The following is a 22,192-nucleotide window of genomic DNA, read 5'->3' on the forward strand; positions in this document are numbered from 1 at the left end:
ATGGCTGCCGCGCTGCCCGGCACGGCTCTAAGGCCGCATGCGGCGGCTTCAGGCCTGCCGCGCGCGCAGCAACTGGCCGCGCTTGGCACGGTGCTATGCCTTTACCGCCCGCAGCAAGGCGGCGAACTCTCCGGTTGGGCGCACGCGGTGCGGGTGGAATCGCGCACCGGCGTGGACAGCGATGGCTTGCGCGAAAGCCTGGTGTTCTTCGATGCGGAAGGACGCTGTTGCTGGCGCCTGTATCTCTTGCCGGACAGCGACTTCCTGGCCTGGGACCGATTGCTGGCGTCATTGCCCTGCCGTGATGAGGTCGAGGCGGCGATCGGAGTCGGCGAGCGCCTCTGGCGCCGGCTGGCCGGACGCCTGCGCGGCGAGCAATGGCAAGCCTGCATCATCAGGCTGCACGTAGTGCCCGCGGCGGTGACGCAACCGGTTCTCGCCGCCAGTCTGGCGGCGGTTTCGCCCTTGGGCGCAGCCACCGCGCAACGCATCGCTCAGGCCGACGGAGCCGATGGGAACATCCGTGTGGACGACTGTTGCTGCGCGCAGTCGGCGCTGGCGGCGACGCAAGCCGCCGCAAAATTCGAGGCGGAGGACGGTCACCGCCTGCCGCTGCTCAGATTCACCTCCAGGAAGACACCATGAAATACGTTCTAGCCATCGCTATTTTTCTGCCCTCCGTCGCTTCCGGCATTGCTTCCGCACAGGAGGCGTCCAGTGCCGCCCGCGACCGCCAGTCCATTCTGGCCATGCGGGGCGAATACATCGTCGATTTCGCCTTCGACGAAACCGTGCTGCTGCAACCGGGGTACGAGCGCGCGGCAGCGATGCGCAGCGGCGGCAACGAGACGGTGATCGTGGTCGAAGACACTCCCGCCAAGATCGTCCTGCAACATATTCTGGTGGATGGGAAGAGCGGCCACGTCACCAAGCACTGGCGGCAGGACTGGGTCTACGAGGCGCCCAGCCGCTTCGAGTTCAGCGCGGATCAGACCTGGCGGGTGCGCACGATTCCCGCGGAGAAGAACCAGGGCGCCTGGACCCAATGCGTGTTCGAGGTCAGCGACGCGCCACGCTATTGCGGTACCGGCCGTTGGGACTACGCCAACGGTATCGCCACCTGGACCAGCGATCTCAGCTGGCGTCCACTACCGCGCCGCGAGTACACCAAGCGCAGCGACTACAACGCGGTGTCGGCGGTCAACCGGCACACGATCACCCCGAACGGCTGGACCCACGAGCAGTTCAACACCAAGGTCCTGCGCAAGCCCGACGGCACCCAGGTGGAGCTGGCGCGCGAATTCGGCTTCAACGATTACCAGAAGACCAAGGAAGTGGACTTCAAGCCTGCCTACAAGTACTGGCAAGCGACCCAGGATTTCTGGGCCAAGGTACGCGCGCGCTGGGATGCGTTTCTGGTCAAGCCGCCGGGTGTGCACCTGAAGACCAAGATCGACGGCATGGCCATGATCATTCCCTTGTTCACCCAGGCGGGCGAGCTTGAGGAAGGCAAGCGGGTCGCCGATGCCGATATCGACAAGGTGTTTGCCGAGTGGGTGAAGCCGGCGCCGGCGAAGTAGGTCGGCGCTACGCCGCCGACGCCTTCCACGGGTTCCCGTGCGTCGGGGGCGTAGCCCCGACCTACCGTCTATACTTCTCCTCATCTAAGGAAAGGGGGAGAAACTCATGTTCGAGACAGGTTTTCTGGCCATCGTGCTGCTGGTCGCCGGCGTTATCGTGTTGTTCAAGACGGTGCGCATGGTGCCGCAGGGTTTCGAATGGACGGTCGAACGCTTCGGCAAGTACACCAGCACCATGTCCCCCGGCCTGCACTTCCTGATCCCGGTCATGTATGGAGTGGGACGTAAGGTCAACATGATGGAGCAGGTGTTCGAAGTCCCCTCGCAGGACGTCATCACCAAGGACAACGCCGTGGTTCGTGTGGACGGGGTGGTGTTCTTCCAGGTGCTGGATGCCGCCAAGGCCGCTTACGAAGTCTCCAACCTGGACCAGGCGATGATCGCCCTGGTGCAGACCAACATCCGCACCGTGATCGGTTCGATGGACCTGGACGAATCGCTGAGCCAGCGCGAGACCATCAACGCCAAGCTGCTGGGCGTGGTCGACCACGCCACCAGCCCGTGGGGGGTGAAGGTCAACCGCATCGAGATCAAGGACATCCAGCCGCCGCAGAACCTGATCCAGTCCATGCAGCAGCAGAAGATGGCCGAACAGAACAAGCGCGCCGCCATCCTGGAAGCCGAGGGCGTGCGTCAGTCCGAGATCCTGCGTGCAGAGGGCGAGAAGCAGGGCGCCATCTTGCAGGCCGAAGGCAAGCGCGAAGCCGCCTACCGCGAGGCCGAGGCGCGCGAGCGCCTGGCCGAAGCCGAAGCCAAGGCGACGCAGATGGTCAGCGACGCGATCGCCAAGGGCGACGTGCAGGCGATCAATTACTTCGTCGCGCAGAAATACGTCGAGGCGTTCCGCGAACTGGCCAACGCGCCCAATGCGAAGTTCGTGATGATGCCGATGGAGACCAGCGGCATCATCGGCTCCATCGCCGGCATCGCCGAACTGGCGAAGGAATCGCTGGAAAAGCAACAAGCCAAGATCGCCGGCAAACCGCCGGCCCTGCGCTGAGCCATCCAGGCCAAGGAGAACGCCATGCGTTGGGATGTGGTTAGTTGGGCAGCCGTCGCGCTGCTGCTGTTCGCCGCCGAAGCGATGGCGCCGGGCGCGTTCATGCTGTGGATGGGTTTCGCCGCCACGGTGGTGTTCGTGGGCGTGCTGCTGATCGACGACGTGCCGGTGCTGGCGCAGGTCGCGGCGTTCATCGTACTCAGTTTCGTTTCCATCCAGATCTACCGTCGCTGGTTCCGCAACAACGAACCGCAGAGCGACCGGCCGCACCTCAACCAGCGCGCCAACACGCTGGTCGGACATGTCGCCAAACTGGACCAGGCCATCGTCAACGGCCGCGGGCGCGTACAGATCGCCGATGCGTTCTGGGTGGTGGAAGGCGCCGATCTTCCCGCCGGTACGCCAGTGCGGGTCGTCGCGGTGGACGGCATGACCTTGAAGGTACAAGAGGCCTGAGCCATGCCTGCCCGGATCGCCTTGCTGGTGCTTGCGACGCTGCCGTTGACCGTGGGCGCGGTCGAGTTGATCGGCAAGACCGTGCCGCCGTATCCGGAAGGATTGCAGGATGTCGGCGGCTCGTGCCTTTCCGATTCGGCCGATCCGGAGCACGTGTGCGATTTCTCGATCGGGCTGCTGGCCGACGCAGGCAGGGATCCTGGCGCCGATTCGAACGCCGAGCCCGTGCTGCGCTACGTCGTAGCCGGCCGCATGGCTGGCCGCGAAGGGCCGCTGGCGCTGTGGAAGATCACCGACGTGCAGGTCTATCCGAAAGTGGGCAAGGGATTCTTCTGGCAGGCGGGCAGCTGCCGCGTGGACAAGGTGGACGATGCCAAGGTGATTGCGGTGGTGCGGCAGGGCGCTGAACAGGAATACCTGACCGACGTCGCCTGGGCGAGACGCCTGGACCTGAAAAGCGGCAAGTTCTCCGTGGTCGACCCAGCGCGCGTCGACTGCATCAACGAAGGCTACGGCGAACCTTAAGCGTGGTGCGCGATAGTGGGAGCGGCGTCCCGCCGCGAGCTCTTTGATCTTGCGCCCTCTACCTCGATAGCCCCAAAGCAACAGCTCGCGACGGGGCGCCGCTCCCACCATCGCTCCCACTACTAGCCTCACCGTCGCTTCGATACGCGGCTCCCCGTACCTGCCTGTTCTGGGATAATGGCGATCTTTCACAAGGCACGGCCATGACCCAGAAGACCATCCTTAACGACACCCATCGTGCGCTCGGCGCCAAGATGGTCGACTTCGGCGGTTGGGACATGCCGATCCACTACGGTTCGCAGATCGACGAACACCATCTGGTGCGCAGCGACGCCGGCATGTTCGACGTCAGCCACATGACCGTGGTCGATCTGCGCGGCGCGCGTACCCGGGAGTTCCTGCGCTACCTGCTGGCCAACTCGGTGGACAAGCTGAAGAAGCCGGGCAAAGCGCTGTACACCGCCATGCTGGACGAACAGGCCGGCGTCATCGACGACCTGATCGTCTATTTCATGGCCGAGGATTTCTTCCGCTTGGTGGTCAATGCCGCTACCCGCGACAAGGATCTCGCCTGGATCCAGAAGCAGGCCCAGGCGTTCCAGGTGCAGGTGCAGGAACGCCCCGAGTTCGCCATGATCGCCGTGCAGGGACCGACTGCGCGCGCGCGGGTGATCGGCCTGCTGCGCGACTCCGACCGCGCCGCCGCCGACAAGCTGAGCCGCTTCGCCGCGGTCGAGGCCCGCACCGCCGACGGCGTGCCGTTGTTCGTCGCCCGTACCGGTTATACCGGCGAGGACGGTTACGAGATCGTGCTGCCGCAGGAACAGGCGGTCGCCTTCTGGAATGCGCTGCTCGCCGCCGGAGTGAAACCGGCCGGCCTGGGCGCGCGCGATACCTTGCGCCTGGAAGCGGGCATGAATCTCTACGGGCAGGACATGGACGAAACCACCACGCCCTACGAAGCCGCGCTGGCATGGACCGTGGCGCTGGACGAAGGCGCCGATTCGAAGCCGCGCGATTTCATCGGCCGCGCCGTGCTGGAGTCGCAGGCCGCTACCGGCGCGCCGCGCCAGTTGGTCGGCTTGGTGATGGACGAAAAAGGCGTGCTGCGCCACGGCCAGAAAGTGCTGACCGCCGGCGGCGAGGGCGAAATCCTGTCCGGCACTTTCTCGCCGACGCTGGGCAAGGCTATCGCCTTCGCGCGCGTGCCGGCCGGCGACATTCCGCTGGGAGTGGGGGGCGCCGTGCGCGTGGACATCCGCGGCCGCGAGGTGCCGGTGCGGGTGGTGAAATTTCCGTTCGTCCGCGAAGGTCAGGCGCAACCCGGCGTGCTGGAATAAGCGCGCGCGTCTTCATTGTCCACTGGACGAATTCCTTCGTTAAACTAGCGCCACCCGCCCACCCTCAACCCGATCCCCCGGAGCAGCAACATGAGCGAGATCCCAGGCGACCTCAAATTCCTCAAGTCCCACGAGTGGGCACGCGTTGAAGGCAGTGGCCGCGTCACCGTAGGCATTTCGGACCACGCGCAAGGACTGCTCGGCGATCTGGTCTACGTCGAATTGCCCAACGTCGGCGATCGCGTCGAAGCCGGCAACGCCGCCGCTGTGGTGGAGTCGGTGAAGGCGGCCTCGGACGTCTACAGCCCGCTCACCGGCACGGTGGTCGAAGTGAATGCGGACCTGGCCGACAAGCCGGAAACCATCAATGAAGATGCCTACGGCGAAGGCTGGATCTACGTGCTGGAGATCGAGGAACCCGACCAGTTGAACGACCTGCTGGCGCCCGACGACTACGCCGAGCTGCTGGAAGACGAGGATCACTGATCCCGTCCTGTCCGCTTCTCAGCTCCCGCTACCGGCCGCCTTGTGCGGCCGGTTTGCTTTTCGGAGTTCGCTCTCGCGAGCGACGGAACTCCGTCCGTGGCGTGCCGACGAATGGCGGCCAAGCGGTCCTCCGAGTTGTTTTCCGCTCCGCCGCGAAACCAGAAACGGGAGTTCTGCTGCGTCGGCCGGAATCGGAATCGGGCGATCGCGATGCGGATGCGAGAGCGTCGCAAGTCGTCTTCGAAGTCTCGGCGACGACGTTCGGCGGCGGAAAAAGTTTGCGCAAATCCGCGCATTTGGACTGGTGCGACGCCGAAACGAGCGGTTCGCGGCAACGTCGAAAACGTGGCCGTTCACTCCTCGGAAGGCGTCGCATCGACACGCGGGCACGGTGCGGATCGCAAGCGCGCGTACGTCGGCACGAAAGCGCCGTCACAAAAAAACCGCATTAAACGCGGCGTTTTTGAATGCAGCGTCGCCGCGATGCGGAAGTCGGCGCGCTGGCGTCGGCGCGATGCGCGGAAGTTCTCCGTCCTGGCGGCGGGATCGCGGTCGGGGCGGGGCCGAAAATATTTTTGCAAAACTGTTGACACATCGAAAAAGCGTGATTAGGTTTCGCCCCAGCAGACGTTTCTGCGGAAGCAAGTGAGCCGAGTCATCGCGACAATAAGCAAAACAAAACGGCCCCCCACCCGCGCCCTCGGCATGACGGACGCAGGCTTCGCTTCCCCGACGAAAACCCAGACCCATTCCCGATACCGCACCCGCGCCGTATGCGACGCGGGTGTTTTTTCATCCGCGCCGACCGGCGCGAACAGGTCGCGGCCATTCCTGGCCGGGCTTGCCACCATCCGTTCCGACGCGCCTGGCGCGACGGCGGCTGCCTGCGGGTCCGACTCCCGCGGCGTTCCATTGCAACTGGGCTTTGTAAACGGATTCACCAATCCATAGTTCACTGACGAGGAGCCATAACATGGCAACGAAGAAAGCTGCTAAGAAAAAACCCGCCAAGAAAGCCGCCAAGAAATCGGCAGCCAAGAAGGCCGTGAAGAAGACAGTAAAGAAGGCCGCCAAGAAAGTAGCCAAGAAGAAGCCGGCTAAGAAGGCAGCCAAGAAGGTAGCGAAGAAGGCCGCCAAGAAAGTAGCCAAGAAGAAGCCGGCTAAGAAGGCAGCCAAGAAGACCGCTAAGAAGGCCGCTAAGAAAGTAGCCAAGAAGAAGCCAGCCAAGAAGGCCGCTAAAAAGGCCGCCAAGAAAGTAGCCAAGAAGCCGGCCAAGAAAGCCGCTAAGAAAGCTACCAAGAAGGCTGCCAAGAAGAAGCCTGCTAAGAAAGCCGCCAAGAAGCCTGCCAAAAAGGCAAAGAAAAAGGCTCCGGTAGCGCTGCCGCCCACCCCGGCTCCGCTGATCTAAAAAAAGAAATCCCGATTACCTGTAAGCCATAGAACTCTCTCCCCGGTGCCCAGCGGGGAGGGAGTTTTTTTATGGGTTAAGGGTGTAGCCTTCGCCCAGGCCCCAGGGGAGATCGCGCATGAGAATCCTGAAATGGCTTGTGTGGGTGGTGGTGGTGCTAGCGGTGCTGATCGGCGGGGGCGGACTGCTCTTGCCGGCGAGCTCCCACCTGGAGCGATCGACCGTCATCGAACGCCCGCCGGCGGAGGTATTCGCCACCCTCAATTCCTTCGGCCGCTTCAACGAATGGTCGCCCTGGTTCGAAATGGACCCCTCCGCCAAGTACACCTATAGCGGTCCCGCCTCGGGCATCGGCGCCAAGCTGGCCTGGGTGGGCAATAGTTCGGTCGGTAGCGGCAGCCAGGAAATCATCGAAAGCGTGCCCGATGGCAGGATCGTCAACGCGCTGGACTTCGGCGGCAGCCAGGCCAAGGCGACTTTCCGATTGACTCCGGACGGGAATGGAACCCGGGTGACTTGGTCGCTGGATAGCGAGCATGGCTACAACCCGATCAATCGCCTGTTCGGTGCATTTCTGCTCGATGGCATGGTCGGCAAGGACTACGAAAAGGGTCTGGCCAAACTGAAAGGCTTGCTGGAAAGCGGACCGCGCTGAAGAAGGGAGCGCCGCTCGCGATCCGACGCCGGCCTGGCGTCGGAAATGGAATGCGGCTTTATTTAGGCGAGGCCGAAGCCTTGCTCGAAGAGCTGCCGCTCTCGTTGGCGGGGGTGTCGGACGACTCGGCCATCAGCAGGTCGCTGCCGATCGGCGTGTCGAGCCACTGCTGCGCGGGCAAGCCCATCGCGCGATCCAGGATGGTGGGCAGCAGCCCGGAGGGCACGCTGCTGTCGCTGTTCCACAAGATGGCGATGCCGAAATCGCGTTCCGGCACCAGCGCTACCAGACCCCGGTAACCTTGCACGGCCCCCGCGTGGAAGACCACCTGGTGCCCCGCGTAGTCGAATACGCGCCACCCCAGCGCATAGCTCGCCGAATAGACGCGTTCGCGACGCCAGCCGGCGCGCATTTCGCCTGGGGTGCTGATCAGCGGCGCGTGCAGGGTCGCCAACAGCGGTGCAGGCAGCACATCGGGGCGGTGTCCCGTCTGCGCGATCAGCCACTGCGCCATGTCGCTTGCGCTGGCATTGACGCCTGCGGCCGGCGGAAGCTTGTAGTAAGTCGGCTTGGGCATCATCGATACCCAGCCGTTGCGGCTGCGCACATGCGGACGCGCCCAGCGCGAACTGCTCTCGATGCCGGTCAGGCCGATGCTGGCGTCGTTCATGCCCAGCGGCTTGAAGATGCGCCGATCCACCGCTTGGTCGTAGAAGCTGCCGGTGGCGGCGAACACCACGTCGCCGATCAGGCTGAAGGCGACGTTCTGGTAGGCATAGCATTGTCCGGGCGCGCATTCGAGCGGCGCGTAGGCCAGCTTTCTTGAAACACCGTAATAGTCGGCATTGGACTCGATGTCGCGGTCGAAGGCGTTGTGGCTCTGCAGGCCGACGCGATGGCTGAGCAGGTCGGCCACAGTCACGCGCTGCGTCGCCAGAGGATCGCTGAGTTGGAAGTCGGGCACGTAGTCGGTGACCTTGCTGTCCCAGCGCAGGGAACCGTCGTTGACCAGTAGACCGGTCATGGTGCCGGCAAAAGCCTTGGACAACGACGCCAGGCGGAAGACGGTATGTCCATCCACCAATTGCGGCGCGCTCACGTCGGTCACGCCATAACCGCGCGCGCTCAGCACGCGTCCGTTCTGCACGATGGCCATGGCAAGACCCGGCACGCGCTCGCCCACGGTCAGCGCATTGGCCATGTTCTCGAATGCCGCTACGTCGAACCCTTGCGCCAACGGCATCACGCGCTGGGTGGCCAGGCTGGTGCGATAAGCCTGCGGTTGTGCGGGAGAGCGGTATTGCGAAGTAGGAGCAGGCGAAGTAGGAGCGGGCGAGACGGGCGCGGAGGCAACGGTGGGAGTCTGCTGGCTCCAGCGGATCGGAGTCTGCGCGGTGGAAGAAAGCGTCAACGGCAGCAGCAGGCCCAGCAGTCCGATGCGAATGGACCGTGCAGGCCGCGAATTGCTGTTGTCTTTCATCGTCTGTCGCGCCTGCGTAAGCTGTCTCTGTTCCGGATAATAGCGCCGGTTTTTGGAATTGCACAAACGGGGAGAAGTTCGATGACCATCTTGTTCATATTGTTGACGATTGTCGGCGTTGCGGTGGTGGTGGTCGGGCTGTGGGGCGTAGGCATCTATAACGGGCTGGTCACTGCCCGCAACGCGTTCAAGAACGCGTTCGCCCAGATCGACGTTCAGCTTCAGCGCCGTTTCGACCTGATTCCCAACCTGGTGGAAACGGCGAAGGGCTATATGAGCCATGAGCGCGAGACGCTGGAAGCGGTGGTCGCCGCGCGCGCCGCCGCGCAGTCGGGCCTTTCTGCCGCCAAGGCCAATCCGGGCGATCCCGCTGCGATGGCTGAGCTGGCCGCGGCCCAGGGGCAACTGAATGCGGGTCTTGGGCGTCTGTTGGCGGTGGCCGAGGCCTATCCGGACCTGAAGGCGAACCAGAACATGATGCAGCTCACCGAGGAGCTGACCACCACGGAGAACAAGGTCGCGTTCGCGCGGCAGGCGTACAACGATTCTGTGATGGCGTTCAACAATAAACGCGAGATCTTTCCGTCCAGCCTGCTGGCGGGGATGTTCAATTTCGCGCCGGCGGCGTTGCTGGATATTCCGGCGGACAAGGCGGAAGTGCGGGAAGCACCGAAGGTGCAGTTCTGACCGAAGCAGCCCTTCCCCTGTTTGCAGAGGGGAAGGTGCCGAAGGCGGACGCCCCGAAGGAAGGTATGGGTGTTCTTGGCGCGATTCATCCGATCAAAGCAAAGCGTTGACCAGCTTCGCTGTTGAGAGCCGCGCTTTGCGCGCTCGTAGTAACAAAGTAAGAGCCCTTCCCCTGCTTGCGGGGGAAGGTGCCGAAGGCGGATGGGGGCGCTCTTGGCGCCATCTGTCTGAGCAGAGCAAAAGCGTTTCGCGCTACGCGCGAGTCACTTTTCTTTGAACGGCAAAGAAAAGTAACCAAAAGAAAGCCGCCCTAACGGCGCGCCCCACGATGAAGCCGTGGGGTTCGCAAGCAGGCCGGGAATTTTCGGACGGGGCATCCTGCCCCTTCCGAAAACGGCGCACATCCTTGTGCGCCGCCCCTGCGGAGGTTTGTCCGACCCGCTTGCCGCGCCTCACGGGGATTGTCGAAAGCCGAAGAGCAAAAGCAAAAAAGACAAGAGCGAAGCAAAGCAGAACAGAGCAGAAAGAAAACCAGCATCAATCGCGAACTAATTCGGGCATCACTCCCTCTATGAACTTCTTCGAGCACCAGGCCAAGGCACGCAGTAGTTCTACCCGCATGGTGTTGCTGTTCGCGCTGGCGGTGGGCGGGATCGTGCTGGCGGTGGATCTGGCGGTGCTGGTGCTGCTGGGTACGCAGATGGAAAGTGCGGGCGGCATCGCGGTGCTGTTGTTCGTGAGCACGGTCGGTACGGTGTTGGTGGTCGGCCTGGGTTCGATGTATCGCATGGCGTCGCTGCGCGGCGGCGGCGAATCGGTCGCGCTGCAGATGGGCGCAACCGAGGTGCCCGCCAACACCACCGATTTCCAACTGCGGCGCCTGCGCAACGTGGTGGAGGAAATCGCCATCGCTTCCGGCGTGCCGGTGCCCAAGCTCTATGTGATGGAGCACGAGGCGGCCATCAACGCGTTCGCTGCCGGCTACTCGCCCTCGGACGCCGCCGTGGCGGTGACCCGCGGCGCGCTGGAAAGGCTCAACCGCGACGAGCTGCAGGGTGTGATCGCGCACGAGTTCAGCCACATCCTCAACGGCGACATGCGCCTCAACATCCGCCTGATGGGCACACTGTTCGGCATCATGATGCTGAGCATCATCGGCCAGCGCGTGCTGATCTACGGCCGTGGCGGCGGCAAGAACGGCGGCGCGATTCTGGGCGTGGCCCTGGTCGCGCTAGTCGTGGGCAGCATCGGCGCGTTCTTCGGGCGCATGATCAAGGCCGGGGTCAGCCGTCAACGCGAATTGCTGGCCGACGCGTCGGCGGTGCAGTTCACGCGCCAGACCGAGGGACTGGCAGGCGCGTTGAAAAAGATCGGCGGCCTGCACGAAGGTTCGCAACTCACCGACAAAGCCAAGGCCGAGGAAGTCAGCCACATGCTGTTCGGCGAAGGACTGTCGATGTCCGGTTTGTTCGCTACCCATCCGCCGCTGGTGGAGCGCATCCGGCTGCTGGATCCGTCTTTCAACGAGCAGCAGCTGCAGCAACTCGCCACGCGCTGGATGGCCGCGCCGCCCGACGGCATGCAGGAGGATCTGGCGCTGGGTCTGGCCGCCGCACCGCAGCCGCTGCCGCCGCTGGCACGGGAAATCAGCGTCACCCCGCCGATGATCGCCGCGCAGGTGGGTCTGCCTGCCGAGGACGACTACCGCCGCGCGGACAGCATCGCGCAATCGTTGACGCCGGAGCTGCGCCAGTTGACGGCGCAGCGCGAAGGCGTCATGCCGCTTCTGCTGGGCCTGCTGATCGACGACAATCCTGCCATCGCCGCTAACCAGCGTATCGAAGTCGCCGCACGCTTGGGCGAGGCGGTCGCCGCGCAGGCCTGGTCGTTGCGCGCGCAGCAGCTAGCGTCCCTGCACCCGATGCTGCGGTTGCCGCTGGCGTCGCTTGCCTTCCCCGTTTTGCGCCTGCGACCGCGGCCGGAGCTCGACGCCTTCCTCGCCGCCGTCCATGCCATGGTGCATGCCGATGGCCAGGTGTCGCTGTTCGAATATTGCCTGGGCAAGCTGCTTGAAGTGCAAGTGCGCGAATCGCTGGATCCGGCGCGTTACACCCGCTTCGGTCGCCGTAAGCCCGGCAACGTCAGACGGGAATTCGCGACCCTCCTGGCGGTGGTGGCGCAGTCTGGCAACGGCAATGCCATGGCCGCCCAGCATGCCTATCTGAGCGGTCTGCAGCGCGTGCTGCCACGCGATCATCTTCCCTATGCGCCGCCGGCCGAAGGCGTGCTGACGCTGGAGGGCGTATGGGAAGGGCTGGACGCGCTGGATCCGCTGGCCAAGCAGGTGATGGTGGAGGCGATCACCGCAGCGATCAGCAATGACGGACGCGTCAGCGTGGCCGAATCCGAACTGCTGCGCACGATCTGCGCAGTGCTGCATTGCCCGTTGCCGGCGATGCTCGAGCGCGGATGAGCGGGGTCGGCAACCGACCAAAGTCGTGATGACTCGATGGCCGGTGGGAAGGATGATGCGCATCGGCGCATCGTGGACAAGCAATGAGCAATTCCTCGCCACTCGCCCAGAGCAGCAACGGCTTGTCCGTGCTCGGGATTTCGTTCGTCGTCGTCTGGTGCACCGGTTATATAGCCGGCAAGTTGATGCTGGGCCATGCGGCCCCGTTCACCGCACTGGTATGGCGTTTTGGATTGGCGGGACTGGTGTTTGCCGCGCTTGCACTGGCGACGGGTGCGCGAGCCGGGCGACGCGATGTGCTGCATAGCATGATCACTGGCGTGCTGATGCTGTCGATGCAGTTCGGCGGCGTCTACCTGGCCATGGGCTGGGGCGCGAGCGCCGGCGTGACGGCGTTGGTGATCGGCATCATGCCGCTGCTGGTGGCGTTTCTGGCCATGCTTGCGGGCAGCGAGCGATTGGGGCTGGCGCAATGGTGCGGCTTGCTGCTCGGCTTCGCCGGTGTGTTGCTGGTCGTGGCCGACCGCGTGGACGGCGCGACGCCACTGCGGGCCTGGATTGCATTGGCGGTGGGCTTGGCGGGCATCAGCATGGGAACGCTTTATCAGAAGCGCTATTCCTCGAAGATCGATCTGCGCCTCGGCCTCGCGATCCAGAACGGCGTGGCCACAGTCGCCTTGCTGCCACTGGCCCTGGCCGAAGGATTCCGCTACGAGGCGAGCATGGCGTTCTACGAACCGCTGGCCTGGACCGTGCTGATCAACTCGGTCGGCGGATTCGCATTATTGTTCCTGCTGATCCGCCGCGACGCGGCGACGGGAGTAGCCGCGTTGTTCTTCCTGATGCCGCCTGTCACTGCGGTATTCGGGCATCTGTTGCTGGGCGAACACCTGACGCTGCTGAAGCTGGGCGGATTCTTGTTGGCGGCGGTGGGCGTGTGGTTGGCTACCAGAGCTTCCGGCCAGGTGCCTGCAACAGGGTGATCCGCTCGAATCGAATCAGCCCAACACGGCCTTGCCCAGAATCAGGTCCGAAGCCCGCTCCGCGATCATGATGGTCGGCGCGTTGGTATTGCCGCCGATTAGCGTCGGCATCACCGAAGCGTCGATCACGCGCAGGCCTTCCACTCCGTTCACCCGCAACTGGTTGTCGACCACGGCGGTCTCGTCGCTGCCCATGCGGCAGGTGCCGATCGGGTGGTAGACGGTTTCGGCCTTGGAACGTATGAACTCGACCAGCTCGTTATCGCTCAGGTCGCTGCGTGGCGGCTGGATGGGCGCGCCGCGATAGGCGTCGAAGGCCTTCTGGGCGAACAATTCGCGCGACAGCTTGGCGCACTCCAGCATCATCTTCAGGTCGAAACCTTCCTCGTCGCTCAGGTAGTTCGCTTCGATGCGCGCATCGGCACGAGGATCGGAACTGTTGAGCGCGATCCGGCCGCGGCTGCGTGGGCGCAGGAAGCAGGCGTGCAGGGTGTAGCCGTCGCCCTTCAGGCGGTTGCGGCCATGGTCGTCCAGCATCGCTGGCACGAAGTGCAGCTGGATGTCGGCGCGCGCATCCGGCGCCAGCGAGGAACGCAGGAAGCCACCGGCTTCGGCGATATTGCTGCTGCCTGGGCCGCTGTGCTTCTTCAGGTAATAGTTGTAGGCGATCGAGATATCGCCCGCCCGATCGTAGGTCACGCGTTGGGTGCAATGCTGCAGCGTGCAGATGTCCAGATGGTCTTGCAGGTTGCGACCCACAGAGGGCGAGTCCACCGCGACGGCGATGCCGTGTTCCTGCAGATGATCGGCCGGGCCGATGCCCGACAGCATCAGCAGTTGCGGCGAATTGATCGCGCCGCCGCTCAGCAGTACTTCGCGTTCGGCGCGCGCCTGGATTTCCTGGCCGCCGCTGGCATAGGCCACACCGACGGCGCGGCCGTTCTCCAGCAGGATGCGTCGCACCAGCGCGCCGGTCATCACGTCCAGGTTGGAGCGCGATTTCGCCGGTTGCAGGTAGGCCACGGCCGACGAACAGCGCGCGCCGTCCTTCTGGGTGACCTGGTACAGACCCACGCCGGATTGTTCGGGACCATTGAAGTCGTGGTTATGGTGGAAACCCGCTTGCTGCCCGGCTTCAATGAACACCGACGACAGAGGGTTGGTGTAGCGCAGGTCGGAGACATAGAGCGGCCCGCCGTCGCCGTGCAGCGCGTCGCCGCCGCGGGAGTTGCGTTCCGAACGCTTGAAGTAGGGCAGGGCGCTGTTCCAGTCCCAGCCTTCGGCGCCCGCGGTCGCCCAGTCGTCGTAGTCGCTGGCGACGCCGCGGATGTAGCACATGGCATTGATCGAGCTGGAACCGCCCAGCACCTTGCCGCGCGGCCACCACAGGCGGCGATTGTGGAGCTGCGGTTCGGGCGCGGTGTCGTAGTTCCAGTTCACACCTTTCTGCCCGACCAGCTTGGCCAGTCCAGCGGGCATGTGGATGAAGGGATGCCAGTCGCGGGGGCCGGCCTCCAGCAGCAGCACGTTGACGGCGGGGTCTTCGGAAAGGCGGTTTGCCAACACGCAGCCAGCAGAACCGGCGCCAATGATGATGTAGTCGTACACGCCAAGACCTGTTGCAGGAGTGCGGCGAAGCTAGCCGCCGGAGGTAGAGCAAATGCTCTGTGCGTGGGCCGCGGCGCCTAAGCGACTGAAAGCTGGTGGGGATTGGGCTTGCCACCGCTGGCGATGTTGCAGTGCATCGGATACCGTGCGCGCTGGCGGCCTCTGAGTTCCGGACCGATGCGCGCGAAGCGAAGCCAAAACAGGTGCGTCCACCCATGAGCCAGTCGCCTTCGCGCGATGGCCCATTCGGTCGCTTCCGCGCCGCGCTGGGCGATTCTCCGCCGCTGCTCTGGGCCTTCCTGTATTTCTTCTGTCTGCTCAGCGGCTATTACGTGCTGCGCCCGGTGCGCGAGGCAATGGGCGCCTCGAGCGATGTCGCGGCGATTTTCCCGCCGCGGATGATCGAATTCTTCGCCGCGCGCGGCATGCCGTTGAAGGACTTCACCCTGCAGGTGCTGTTCACCTGCACCTTCCTGATCATGCTGTTGTTGCAGCCGGTCTATGGCGCGCTGGTCAGCCGTTATCCGCGGCGGGTGTTCCTGCCGGTGGTCTACGGATTCTTCATCGCCACGCTGCTGCTGTTCTACGTGCTCTTCGACAGCGGCGTGCCGGGGCGGGGCATGGCCTTCTTCCTGTGGATCACCGTGTTCAATCTGTTCGCGGTGGCGGTGTTCTGGAGTTTCATGGCCGATGTCTTCAGCAACGTCGAAGCCAGGGCGTACTACGGCTACATCGGTGCGGCCGGCACCCTGGGCGCGTTCGTGGGGCCGATCATCACCCGCAGTGTGGTCGGCAGCATCGGCATCGCCAACCTGATGCTGATCTCGGCCGGGTTCCTCTGCCTGTGCGTGGTCTGCCTGCTGCGCCTGCGGCTGTGGGCGGTGGCGCGCGAACAGGAACGCGGCGTCGTCACCGGCGAAAAACCCATGGGCGGCGACGTGCTGGCTGGCCTGAAACTGATCGTGCGCGAACCGTTGCTCCGATGGCTGGCGGTGATGGTGGTATTCGGCGTCGGCGTGGGCACCCTGCTGTACAACGAGCAGGCCGCCATCGTGCGCAAGTTCTACACCGATCCTGCCGCCAGCACCGCTTTCTACGCCACGCTCGACCTGGCTGTGAACGCGCTGACGCTGGTGGTGCAGTTGCTGTTCACGCGTCTGCTGCTGTCGCGCTACGGCATCGCCCCGGCGCTACTGATTCCCGGCTGCGCGATCATCCTGGGGTTCTCGATCCTGGCCGCGTCGCCATTGCCGCTGATGGTGGCCATCGTGCAGGTGGTCACGCGCGCCAGCGAGTTCTCGCTGGCCAAGCCGGCGCGCGAAACCCTCTACACCCGCGTCGACCGCGAGTGGCGCTACAAGGCCGGCGCGGCCATCGACACAGTGATCTATCGCGGCGGCGATCTGACCTTCGTCTGGGTGCACAAGCTGCTGTCGGGTTTCGGCTCCAGCGTGGTGTTCGGCGCGGGCCTGCTGGTGGCTTCGTGTTTTACCTTCGGCGCGTGGCGGCTGCTGCGCGAGGCAGCCAAGTTGCCGTCCGAGCGCACCCATGACGAGTCGCGGCAGCAGGCCGGCGAACGAACGTCCTGAGGTTCTGGCCGGCCTGGCTCGCGCCGGTCGGCTGCGCCGGCAGAGCGGCAGAGTCAGCGGCAGCGCGCGCGGTTGGTTATGCTGAAGACCATCCAATGCCGCGGAGTGCCCCATGCTGATCCTTGCCCAGATCCTGGTCGTCCTGGTTGCGCTGCTGCACGTTTATTTCCTGGTCCTGGAAATGTTCCTGTGGACCAAGCCGCTGGGATTGAAGACTTTCCGCAATTCGCCGGAGAAGGCCGAGACCACCCGCGTGCTGGCTGCCAACCAGGGGCTCTACAACGGCTTCCTTGCCGCAGGACTGCTCTGGGCGCTGTGCACCCTGCAGTGGAACGTGGTGCTGTTCTTCCTGGGCTGCGTGGTGGTCGCTGCGCTGTATGGGGCGTACAGCGTCAACAAGCGCATTTTCTTCGTGCAGGGCGTGCCGGCCATCGCCGCCATCATCGCCGTGTGGTGTCTGACTCGCGGGGTCTGATTGCGTATTCGCGCATGAACCGTGGGAGCGACGTCCCGCCGCGAGCTTTTTCGCTTGGATTGAAGATCAAGAGCTCGCAGCGGGACGCCGCTCCCACGTCGCCCTAGGCCGTCGCCCTAGGCGCGGGCGGGTTTGGGGGAAACCCACATCGAGATGCGCGCCTTGAATACCACATCGCTCTGCGGATTGGTCACCACCACGTCGACCGGCAACTCGTAACCTTCGGTTGACTCGTACGGCGGGAATTCCGGCGTAGCCACCCCGCGCTGGGTGCCGACGGCCTTCTTCAGGTATTCCACGCTCATCCCTTTCGGAATCCAGCGCATCGATGCCGGGATACTGACGTCGGTCATGAGTCCGGCGATGAATTCGGCCAGGTTGCACAGCGCGATCGCATGCACGGTGCCCAGGTGGTTGGTGACGCTGCGGCGATGGGCGATGCTGGCCTCGGCGCGGTTGGGCTCAAGCATGGTCATGCGCGGCTTGATGCTGCCGAAGTAGGGCGCCTTGAAACAGATCAGACGCGAGAACAACCAATGGCCGAAAGGCTTGCGGGTGATGCTGTTGTACAGCCGAAGTACTGAAGCGCTCATGGAAGCCCTTGCTTGGCCCCCTCCCTTGCGAAGCAGGGGAGGGTTGGGGAGGGGTAGCTCTTGATCTTGCTGTTGCTTCCGGCAGTAATCTGAAAGTCAGCGCGAAAAGCACCCCCTCCCAGCCTCCCTCTGCTGCGCAAGGGGAGGGCTTAAAACCTCAAGCCGCTTCGCGCGACTGCCCGCTCTCCGCGCGATGCCTGTCGTAGTAACCGGCCGACCGCAGTTCATGCGCATCGAAGTCGTCCACAGTAATGGTTTCCAGCGTGATCTCGCGCAGCTCTTCCAGCTGCTTGCGTTCATCGGCTGTGATCCAGCCCTCGTGCACGCCTTCGTCCAGCTGCGAGGCGAAATCCAGCGCTTCGATATCGCTGTTCTTCAATGCCTTGATGAACTTGCGTTCCACCGGCTCGGCCAGGATGGCCTTGGCCAGGTAGCTGTTGATGCGGCCGCCCGGGTTGTTTTCGCACGGGGTGAGGAATACGCCCTCGCCCAAGCGGTCGCGCGCCTCGTTCGGCGTCATCAGCAAGGCGGCGACGCGGTGGCCCAGGCGGTCGCTGGGAGCGACGGCGCGGCGGCCCCACGGAAAAATCAGCGGCCACAGCAGCCACACCACCGGACGGATCGGGAAGTTGCGCAGCGCGGCCGACAGGGCCTGTTCGATCTTGTGCACGCTGTCGTGGAAGGCCCAGGCCAACAGAGGCTGGTCGGCCACCGGCGCGCCTTCATCGTGGTAGCGCTTGAGCATGGCGCTGGTCATATAGATGTGGCTCAGCACGTCGCCCAGGCGTCCGGACAGCGATTCCTTGAACTTCAGCTTGCCGCCCAGCAACAACATGGACACGTCGGCCATCAGCGCCAGGTTGGCGGAATAGCGATCCAGCTTGCGGAAGTAACGGCGTGTGTAGTCGTCGCCCGGCGCCGAGCCGATCTTGGCGCCGGTGAAACCGAACCAGAACGAGCGCACCGCGTTGGAGATGGCGAAGCCGATGTGGCCGAACAAATTGCGGTCGAACTCTTCCAGGCCGGCCTGTTGATCCGGATTGCCCGCGGCCTTCATCTCCTTCATCACCCACGGATGGCACAGGATCGCGCCCTGGCCGAAGATCAGCAGACTGCGGGTCATGATGTTGGCGCCTTCCACGGTGATGGCGATCGGCGCGGCCTGCCAGCTGCGGCCGGCGAAGTTGCGCGGCCCCAGGATGATGCCCTTGCCGCCAACCACGTCCATCACGTCCTTGGACACTTCGCGGCCCATTTCCGTGCAGTGGTATTTGGCGATAGCCGACGGCACCGACGGCACGTCGCCACGGTCGACCGCCGCCGCGGTGGCCTGCGACAGCGCGCTGATCGCGTAAGCCTTGCCGCCGATGCGGGCCAGCGCTTCTTCCACGCCTTCGAAGCGGCCTACCGACAGCCCGAACTGCTTGCGGATACGCGCGTAGGCGCCGGTGACCAGCGCGCCGGCCTTGGCGCCGCCACTGGCGGTGGAAGGCAGGGTGATGGAACGGCCCACGGCCAGGCACTCGTTGAGCATGTTCCAGCCCAGGCCGGCCTTGTCCACGCCGCCGATCAGCTGGCTGAGCGGGATGAAGACTTCCTTGCCGTGGATGGGACCGTTCTGGAACGGTGAATTGAGCGGGAAATGGCGACGGCCGATTTCCACGCCCGGGGTTTCGCGTGGCAGCAGCGCCAGGGTGATGCCGATGTCGCGCGTGTCGCCGATCAGCTTGTCCGGGTCGTACATGCGGAAGGCCAGGCCGATCAGTGTGGCCACCGGCGCCAGCGTGATGTAGCGCTTGTCGAAGGTCAGCTTGACGCCCAGCACGTTGGCGCCGTTCCACTCGCCCTTGCAGACGATGCCGAAATCGGGAATGGAGGTGGCGTCGGAACCGGCGAACGGGCCGGTCAGACCGAAGCAGGGCACTTCTTCGCCCGCAGCCAGACGCGGCAGGTAGTAGTCCTTCTGCTCATCGGTGCCGTAATGGTTGAGCAACTCGCCCGGGCCGAGCGAATTGGGCACGCCGACGGTGGAGCTGACCACGCTGGAGACCGAAGCGATCTTCTGGATAACTTTGTGGTGCGCAAGCGCCGAAAAACCCAGGCCGCCGTATTCCTTCGGAATGATCATGCCGAAGAACTTGTTCTTCTTGATGAAGGCCCACAGCTCCGGCGGCAGGTCGGCATGGACGTGGGTGATTTCCCAGTCGTTGGTCATGCGGCAGAGTTCTTCCACCGGCCCGTCGAGGAAGGCCTGTTCCTCGGCCGACAACTGCGGTTTGGGGTAGTTGAGCAGCTTGTTCCAATCCGGGTCGCCGGTGAACAGCTCGCCTTCGAAGCCGACCGAGCCGGTTTCCAGCGCGATGCGTTCGGTCTGCGACAGCGGCGGCAGCACTTTGCGGAAGAACTTCAGCAGCGGCGCGGTCACCAGCGGTTTGCGGATAGCGGGGATCAGCAGCGGCACCGCGATCAGCGCGACCAGCACGGCGGCGACGAGGGTCGCGGTGTGATTGGCGCCCAGCAGCCAGCATGCGACCAGCAGCGTGGCGGTGATCGCGGCCCAGTAGGCCAGCCGGATGCGGTGGTAGGCGGCGAACGCACCGACCAGCAGGAAGGCGAGGAAGGGGGCGACGATGCTCATGGAGTGGCTCCGGGTGCGGCGTTGGTGACGGCGGATTCGCCTGTGGCGTTGAGTGCGGTTGCGTCTGCGTCGGCCGTGGACAGATCGGCCAGGTATTCCAGCACGGTGCTGGTAAACGTGTCGTTGTCGTCGCCGGCCAGCATATGCGTGGCCTGCGGCAAATGCGCGTGACGCGCGTGAGGAACCAGCGCCTGGAATTCTTCCACGGTCTTGGCCGAAACCAGGTCGCTGCGACCGCCGCTGATCAGCAGCACCGGGCAACGTATGCCGCGCGCCGCGTCGACGATGTCGTCCTGGTGTTGCGCGCAGTCGCGCACCAGGTCGTCGATCAGGCGCGCGTCCCAGTGCCAACGCCAGCGACCGTCGCTGCCTTCGCGCAGGACTTCGCGCAGTTCCTGCGGCGATTTGCGCGCACGGCGATGCGGCAGGTAGGCGGCGATGATGTCGGCGGCGTGGTCCAGCGAATCGAAGCCCTGCGGGAACGCGGTGACGAAACCGAGAATGCGCTGCAGCCCGGCTTCTTCCCAGCGCGGGGTGATGTCGACCAGCACCATGGCGCGGAACAGGCCTGGCCAGCGCGCTTCTGAAATCATGCCGAACAACCCGCCCATCGAGGCGCCTATCAGCACCGGCGGCTGCACATGTTCGCCGGCGACGATGATCAGGTCGTCGGCGAGTTGTTCGCCGGCATAAGGCAAATCCATGGGATTGCGTGCCGACTCGCCGTGACCGCGCGCGTCATAGGAGAGTCCGGCGTAGCCTTCCGCCGCCAGCGCCATGCCGCTGCGTTGCCAGGCGCCGCGCGTCTGGCCGAAGCCGTGCGCGAAAAGCAAGGTATTGGAAGCCTGCAAGGGCGAGGCGGTGGGAAATGCGGTAGCGGCGAGGGGAAGGCCGCCGGCGCCTGTCAGCGTCCTCAACTGCACTGGCAGCGGGTCGTAGGAAAGCTTGGAAGAGGTGGATACCATACGGGCTAGTATGGATCTCACAATTTAGAGTAGTCAATCGGTTTCGGCGTCAGCCGCCCAGATCTTTGCCGCTGCAAGCTGCTGATTTCAGGGATGTTCGACGCAAGGCGGTAAAACATACCGCAACAAACCTCGGCGTATGGTTAAATGTGAAATATGACAGCGAATGTGCCCGAATCGGCTTCAGCCAACACTTCCCGGCCCGCACGTCTCAGCGCCGAGGATTGGGCGCAGGCCGCGCTGGATCTGGTCGCCGAACAAGGGGTCGCGGCGGTAGCGGTGGAACCGCTTGCGCGTCGGTTGGGCGTCACCAAGGGCAGCTTCTACTGGCATTTCCCATCGCGCGACGCGCTCTTACAGGCGGCGCTGGAACGTTGGGAAGCGATCGAACAGGAAAGCGTGTTCGGTAGCCTGGAAGCCGTGCCGGATCCGCGGGCGCGCTTGCGCGAGCTCTTCCTGCTGGTCGCCCATGAAGTCAAACCGCACGTTATCTATAGCGAGTTGCTGAAGGCGCTGGATCATCCGGCGGTGCAGCCGGTGATCAACCGGGTTTCGCAGCGGCGCCTGGAGTATCTGGTCGCTTCCTTTCGCCAGGCCGGCTTGGGCCGGACCGAGGCCCAGCACCGCGCTCGCCTGGCGTATTCGGCCTATTTGGGCTTCCTGCAGCTGGCCCTGCAGTTGCAGCAGCCGCGATTGCATCACGAAGAGTTCGAAGCTTATGTGGAGCACGTGATCAGTACGCTGATCCCGAACTGAATTCGCTGGTTTCGTCGTCTCGGCGAAGGCGGGGTCCCAGCGCCTCTCACGAACAATAATGATGTCATCCCAGCGGCCTTCAACAGCGCAGCTGGTCAAGCTGGGATCCATCTTGATCTTGATCTTGATCTTGATCTTGCACTTGCTTCTGCCTCCTCCCTTGCGCACAGCGCAGGGGAGGATTGAGGAGGGGTGCTCTTGATCTTGCTTCGTTCTCCACCATTACTTCAAAGGAAATCATTGATCAGCCGTTCGGCTGTTAAAAGCCGCGCTGCGCGCGAGTCACTTTCTTTGCTTGTGCAAAGAAAGTAACCAAAGAAACACACCCTAACGTCGCGCCCAGCGATGAAGCCGCTGGGTCCGCAAGCAGGCCGGGAATTTCCGTAAGGCGCCTCCTGCGCCTCCGGAAACGGCGCACATCCCTGTGCGCCGCCC

The 22,192-nt window shown here is 64.1% G+C and carries 20 protein-coding genes; 15 read left to right on the forward strand and 5 right to left on the reverse strand.

Features of this window, described 5'->3' with window-relative positions; translation table 11 throughout:
• The 9 genes from J2W94_RS00640 to J2W94_RS00680 all read left to right on the forward strand — a co-directional run bounded on the left by J2W94_RS00640 (window position 1) and on the right by J2W94_RS00680 (window position 7,510).
• Window positions 1-645 (forward strand): Hemin transport protein, encoded by a 645-nt coding sequence (locus tag J2W94_RS00640; RefSeq protein ID WP_310089672.1) that lies wholly within the window; start codon window positions 1-3, stop codon window positions 643-645.
• Window positions 642-1,580: a DUF6607 family protein gene (locus tag J2W94_RS00645; protein ID WP_310089673.1), complete on the forward strand. Its 939-nt coding sequence runs from the start codon at window positions 642-644 to the stop codon at window positions 1,578-1,580. Before J2W94_RS00640 ends, J2W94_RS00645 begins: the two co-directional genes overlap by 4 nt.
• 106 nt (window positions 1,581-1,686) lie before the next feature.
• Window positions 1,687-2,640, forward strand: a complete 954-nt coding sequence (locus J2W94_RS00650; protein WP_310089674.1) for an SPFH domain-containing protein — start codon at window positions 1,687-1,689, stop codon at window positions 2,638-2,640.
• A gap of 24 nt (window positions 2,641-2,664) precedes the next feature.
• On the forward strand, window positions 2,665-3,096 hold the full coding sequence (locus J2W94_RS00655) for an NfeD family protein (protein WP_310089675.1): 432 nt from the start codon (window positions 2,665-2,667) through the stop codon (window positions 3,094-3,096).
• 3 nt (window positions 3,097-3,099) lie between these two features.
• Window positions 3,100-3,621: a hypothetical protein gene (locus J2W94_RS00660; RefSeq protein WP_310089676.1), complete on the forward strand. Its 522-nt coding sequence runs from the start codon at window positions 3,100-3,102 to the stop codon at window positions 3,619-3,621.
• Window positions 3,622-3,824: 203 nt separating this feature from the next.
• Window positions 3,825-4,961 (forward strand): glycine cleavage system aminomethyltransferase GcvT, encoded by a 1,137-nt coding sequence (gcvT, locus tag J2W94_RS00665; RefSeq protein ID WP_310089677.1) that lies wholly within the window; start codon window positions 3,825-3,827, stop codon window positions 4,959-4,961.
• A 90-nt stretch (window positions 4,962-5,051) separates the two neighbouring features.
• The gene (gcvH, locus tag J2W94_RS00670) at window positions 5,052-5,447 is read left to right on the forward strand and encodes a glycine cleavage system protein GcvH (RefSeq protein ID WP_310089678.1); all 396 of its coding nucleotides are present in this window, start codon (window positions 5,052-5,054) and stop codon (window positions 5,445-5,447) included.
• Window positions 5,448-6,420: 973 nt separating this feature from the next.
• Window positions 6,421-6,855 (forward strand): hypothetical protein, encoded by a 435-nt coding sequence (locus J2W94_RS00675; RefSeq protein ID WP_310089679.1) that lies wholly within the window; start codon window positions 6,421-6,423, stop codon window positions 6,853-6,855.
• A 118-nt stretch (window positions 6,856-6,973) separates the two neighbouring features.
• Window positions 6,974-7,510, forward strand: coding sequence for an SRPBCC family protein (locus tag J2W94_RS00680; RefSeq protein ID WP_310089680.1), 537 nt, complete (start codon window positions 6,974-6,976; stop codon window positions 7,508-7,510).
• Between the two features lie 58 nt (window positions 7,511-7,568).
• On the opposite strand, the gene J2W94_RS00685 is transcribed toward J2W94_RS00680, so the two are convergent.
• Entirely contained in the window at window positions 7,569-8,990 is a 1,422-nt protein-coding gene (locus J2W94_RS00685) for a serine hydrolase domain-containing protein (RefSeq protein WP_310089681.1), read from the reverse strand.
• An 81-nt stretch (window positions 8,991-9,071) separates the two neighbouring features.
• On the opposite strand from J2W94_RS00685, the gene J2W94_RS00690 reads away from it, so the two are divergent.
• The 3 genes from J2W94_RS00690 (at window position 9,072) to J2W94_RS00700 (ending at window position 13,133) form a co-directional block, all read left to right on the forward strand.
• Window positions 9,072-9,677 (forward strand): LemA family protein, encoded by a 606-nt coding sequence (locus J2W94_RS00690; RefSeq protein ID WP_310089682.1) that lies wholly within the window; start codon window positions 9,072-9,074, stop codon window positions 9,675-9,677.
• Window positions 9,678-10,248: 571 nt separating this feature from the next.
• Window positions 10,249-12,150 carry a M48 family metallopeptidase gene (locus tag J2W94_RS00695; RefSeq protein WP_310089683.1) on the forward strand — a complete coding sequence of 634 codons (1,902 nt, stop codon included), beginning with the start codon at window positions 10,249-10,251 and terminating at the stop codon, window positions 12,148-12,150.
• A gap of 83 nt (window positions 12,151-12,233) precedes the next feature.
• Window positions 12,234-13,133, forward strand: a complete 900-nt coding sequence (locus J2W94_RS00700) for a DMT family transporter (RefSeq protein WP_310089684.1) — start codon at window positions 12,234-12,236, stop codon at window positions 13,131-13,133.
• Between the two features lie 15 nt (window positions 13,134-13,148).
• Here the strand turns inward: J2W94_RS00700 and J2W94_RS00705 are convergent, their stop codons facing one another.
• Entirely contained in the window at window positions 13,149-14,741 is a 1,593-nt protein-coding gene (locus J2W94_RS00705; RefSeq protein ID WP_310089685.1) for a GMC family oxidoreductase, read from the reverse strand.
• Between the two features lie 215 nt (window positions 14,742-14,956).
• On the opposite strand from J2W94_RS00705, the gene J2W94_RS00710 reads away from it, so the two are divergent.
• Together J2W94_RS00710 and J2W94_RS00715 are read left to right on the forward strand one after the other, a co-directional pair.
• Entirely contained in the window at window positions 14,957-16,330 is a 1,374-nt protein-coding gene (locus J2W94_RS00710) for an NTP/NDP exchange transporter (protein WP_310089686.1), read from the forward strand.
• A 112-nt stretch (window positions 16,331-16,442) separates the two neighbouring features.
• Entirely contained in the window at window positions 16,443-16,805 is a 363-nt protein-coding gene (locus J2W94_RS00715) for a DUF1304 domain-containing protein (protein WP_310089687.1), read from the forward strand.
• A 116-nt stretch (window positions 16,806-16,921) separates the two neighbouring features.
• Here the strand turns inward: J2W94_RS00715 and J2W94_RS00720 are convergent, their stop codons facing one another.
• The 3 genes from J2W94_RS00720 to J2W94_RS00730 all read right to left on the reverse strand — a co-directional run bounded on the left by J2W94_RS00720 (window position 16,922) and on the right by J2W94_RS00730 (window position 21,001).
• Window positions 16,922-17,398, reverse strand: a complete 477-nt coding sequence (locus J2W94_RS00720) for a hotdog fold domain-containing protein (RefSeq protein WP_310089688.1) — start codon at window positions 17,396-17,398, stop codon at window positions 16,922-16,924.
• Window positions 17,399-17,555: 157 nt separating this feature from the next.
• Window positions 17,556-20,036 (reverse strand): acyl-CoA dehydrogenase, encoded by a 2,481-nt coding sequence (locus J2W94_RS00725; RefSeq protein WP_310089689.1) that lies wholly within the window; start codon window positions 20,034-20,036, stop codon window positions 17,556-17,558.
• On the reverse strand, window positions 20,033-21,001 hold the full coding sequence (locus tag J2W94_RS00730; protein ID WP_310089690.1) for an alpha/beta fold hydrolase: 969 nt from the start codon (window positions 20,999-21,001) through the stop codon (window positions 20,033-20,035). The genes J2W94_RS00725 and J2W94_RS00730 overlap by 4 nt, the downstream gene beginning before the upstream one ends.
• Before the next feature lie 156 nt (window positions 21,002-21,157).
• Here J2W94_RS00730 and J2W94_RS00735 point away from each other — a divergent pair, with 156 nt between their 5' ends.
• Entirely contained in the window at window positions 21,158-21,757 is a 600-nt protein-coding gene (locus J2W94_RS00735) for a TetR/AcrR family transcriptional regulator (protein ID WP_310089691.1), read from the forward strand.
• Window positions 21,758-22,192: the final 435 nt, after the last annotated feature.

Source organism: Pseudoxanthomonas sacheonensis, assembly GCF_031455975.1.
Taxonomy (GTDB): domain Bacteria; phylum Pseudomonadota; class Gammaproteobacteria; order Xanthomonadales; family Xanthomonadaceae; genus Pseudoxanthomonas_A; species Pseudoxanthomonas_A sacheonensis_A.

Bases quoted from the DNA above. Each gene is read 5' to 3' on its own strand.
- J2W94_RS00640 (WP_310089672.1), top strand. From the start codon at position 1: ATGGCTGCCGCGCTGCCCGGCACGGCTCTAAGGCCGCATGCGGCGGCT.
- J2W94_RS00645 (WP_310089673.1), top strand. From the start codon at position 642: ATGAAATACGTTCTAGCCATCGCTATTTTTCTGCCCTCCGTCGCTTCC.
- J2W94_RS00650 (WP_310089674.1), top strand. From the start codon at position 1,687: ATGTTCGAGACAGGTTTTCTGGCCATCGTGCTGCTGGTCGCCGGCGTT.
- J2W94_RS00655 (WP_310089675.1), top strand. From the start codon at position 2,665: ATGCGTTGGGATGTGGTTAGTTGGGCAGCCGTCGCGCTGCTGCTGTTC.
- J2W94_RS00660 (WP_310089676.1), top strand. From the start codon at position 3,100: ATGCCTGCCCGGATCGCCTTGCTGGTGCTTGCGACGCTGCCGTTGACC.
- gcvT (WP_310089677.1), top strand. From the start codon at position 3,825: ATGACCCAGAAGACCATCCTTAACGACACCCATCGTGCGCTCGGCGCC.
- gcvH (WP_310089678.1), top strand. From the start codon at position 5,052: ATGAGCGAGATCCCAGGCGACCTCAAATTCCTCAAGTCCCACGAGTGG.
- J2W94_RS00675 (WP_310089679.1), top strand. From the start codon at position 6,421: ATGGCAACGAAGAAAGCTGCTAAGAAAAAACCCGCCAAGAAAGCCGCC.
- J2W94_RS00680 (WP_310089680.1), top strand. From the start codon at position 6,974: ATGAGAATCCTGAAATGGCTTGTGTGGGTGGTGGTGGTGCTAGCGGTG.
- J2W94_RS00685 (WP_310089681.1), bottom strand. From the start codon at position 8,990: ATGAAAGACAACAGCAATTCGCGGCCTGCACGGTCCATTCGCATCGGA.
- J2W94_RS00690 (WP_310089682.1), top strand. From the start codon at position 9,072: ATGACCATCTTGTTCATATTGTTGACGATTGTCGGCGTTGCGGTGGTG.
- J2W94_RS00695 (WP_310089683.1), top strand. From the start codon at position 10,249: ATGAACTTCTTCGAGCACCAGGCCAAGGCACGCAGTAGTTCTACCCGC.
- J2W94_RS00700 (WP_310089684.1), top strand. From the start codon at position 12,234: ATGAGCAATTCCTCGCCACTCGCCCAGAGCAGCAACGGCTTGTCCGTG.
- J2W94_RS00710 (WP_310089686.1), top strand. From the start codon at position 14,957: ATGAGCCAGTCGCCTTCGCGCGATGGCCCATTCGGTCGCTTCCGCGCC.
- J2W94_RS00715 (WP_310089687.1), top strand. From the start codon at position 16,443: ATGCTGATCCTTGCCCAGATCCTGGTCGTCCTGGTTGCGCTGCTGCAC.
- J2W94_RS00720 (WP_310089688.1), bottom strand. From the start codon at position 17,398: ATGAGCGCTTCAGTACTTCGGCTGTACAACAGCATCACCCGCAAGCCT.
- J2W94_RS00725 (WP_310089689.1), bottom strand. From the start codon at position 20,036: ATGAGCATCGTCGCCCCCTTCCTCGCCTTCCTGCTGGTCGGTGCGTTC.
- J2W94_RS00730 (WP_310089690.1), bottom strand. From the start codon at position 21,001: ATGGTATCCACCTCTTCCAAGCTTTCCTACGACCCGCTGCCAGTGCAG.
- J2W94_RS00735 (WP_310089691.1), top strand. From the start codon at position 21,158: ATGACAGCGAATGTGCCCGAATCGGCTTCAGCCAACACTTCCCGGCCC.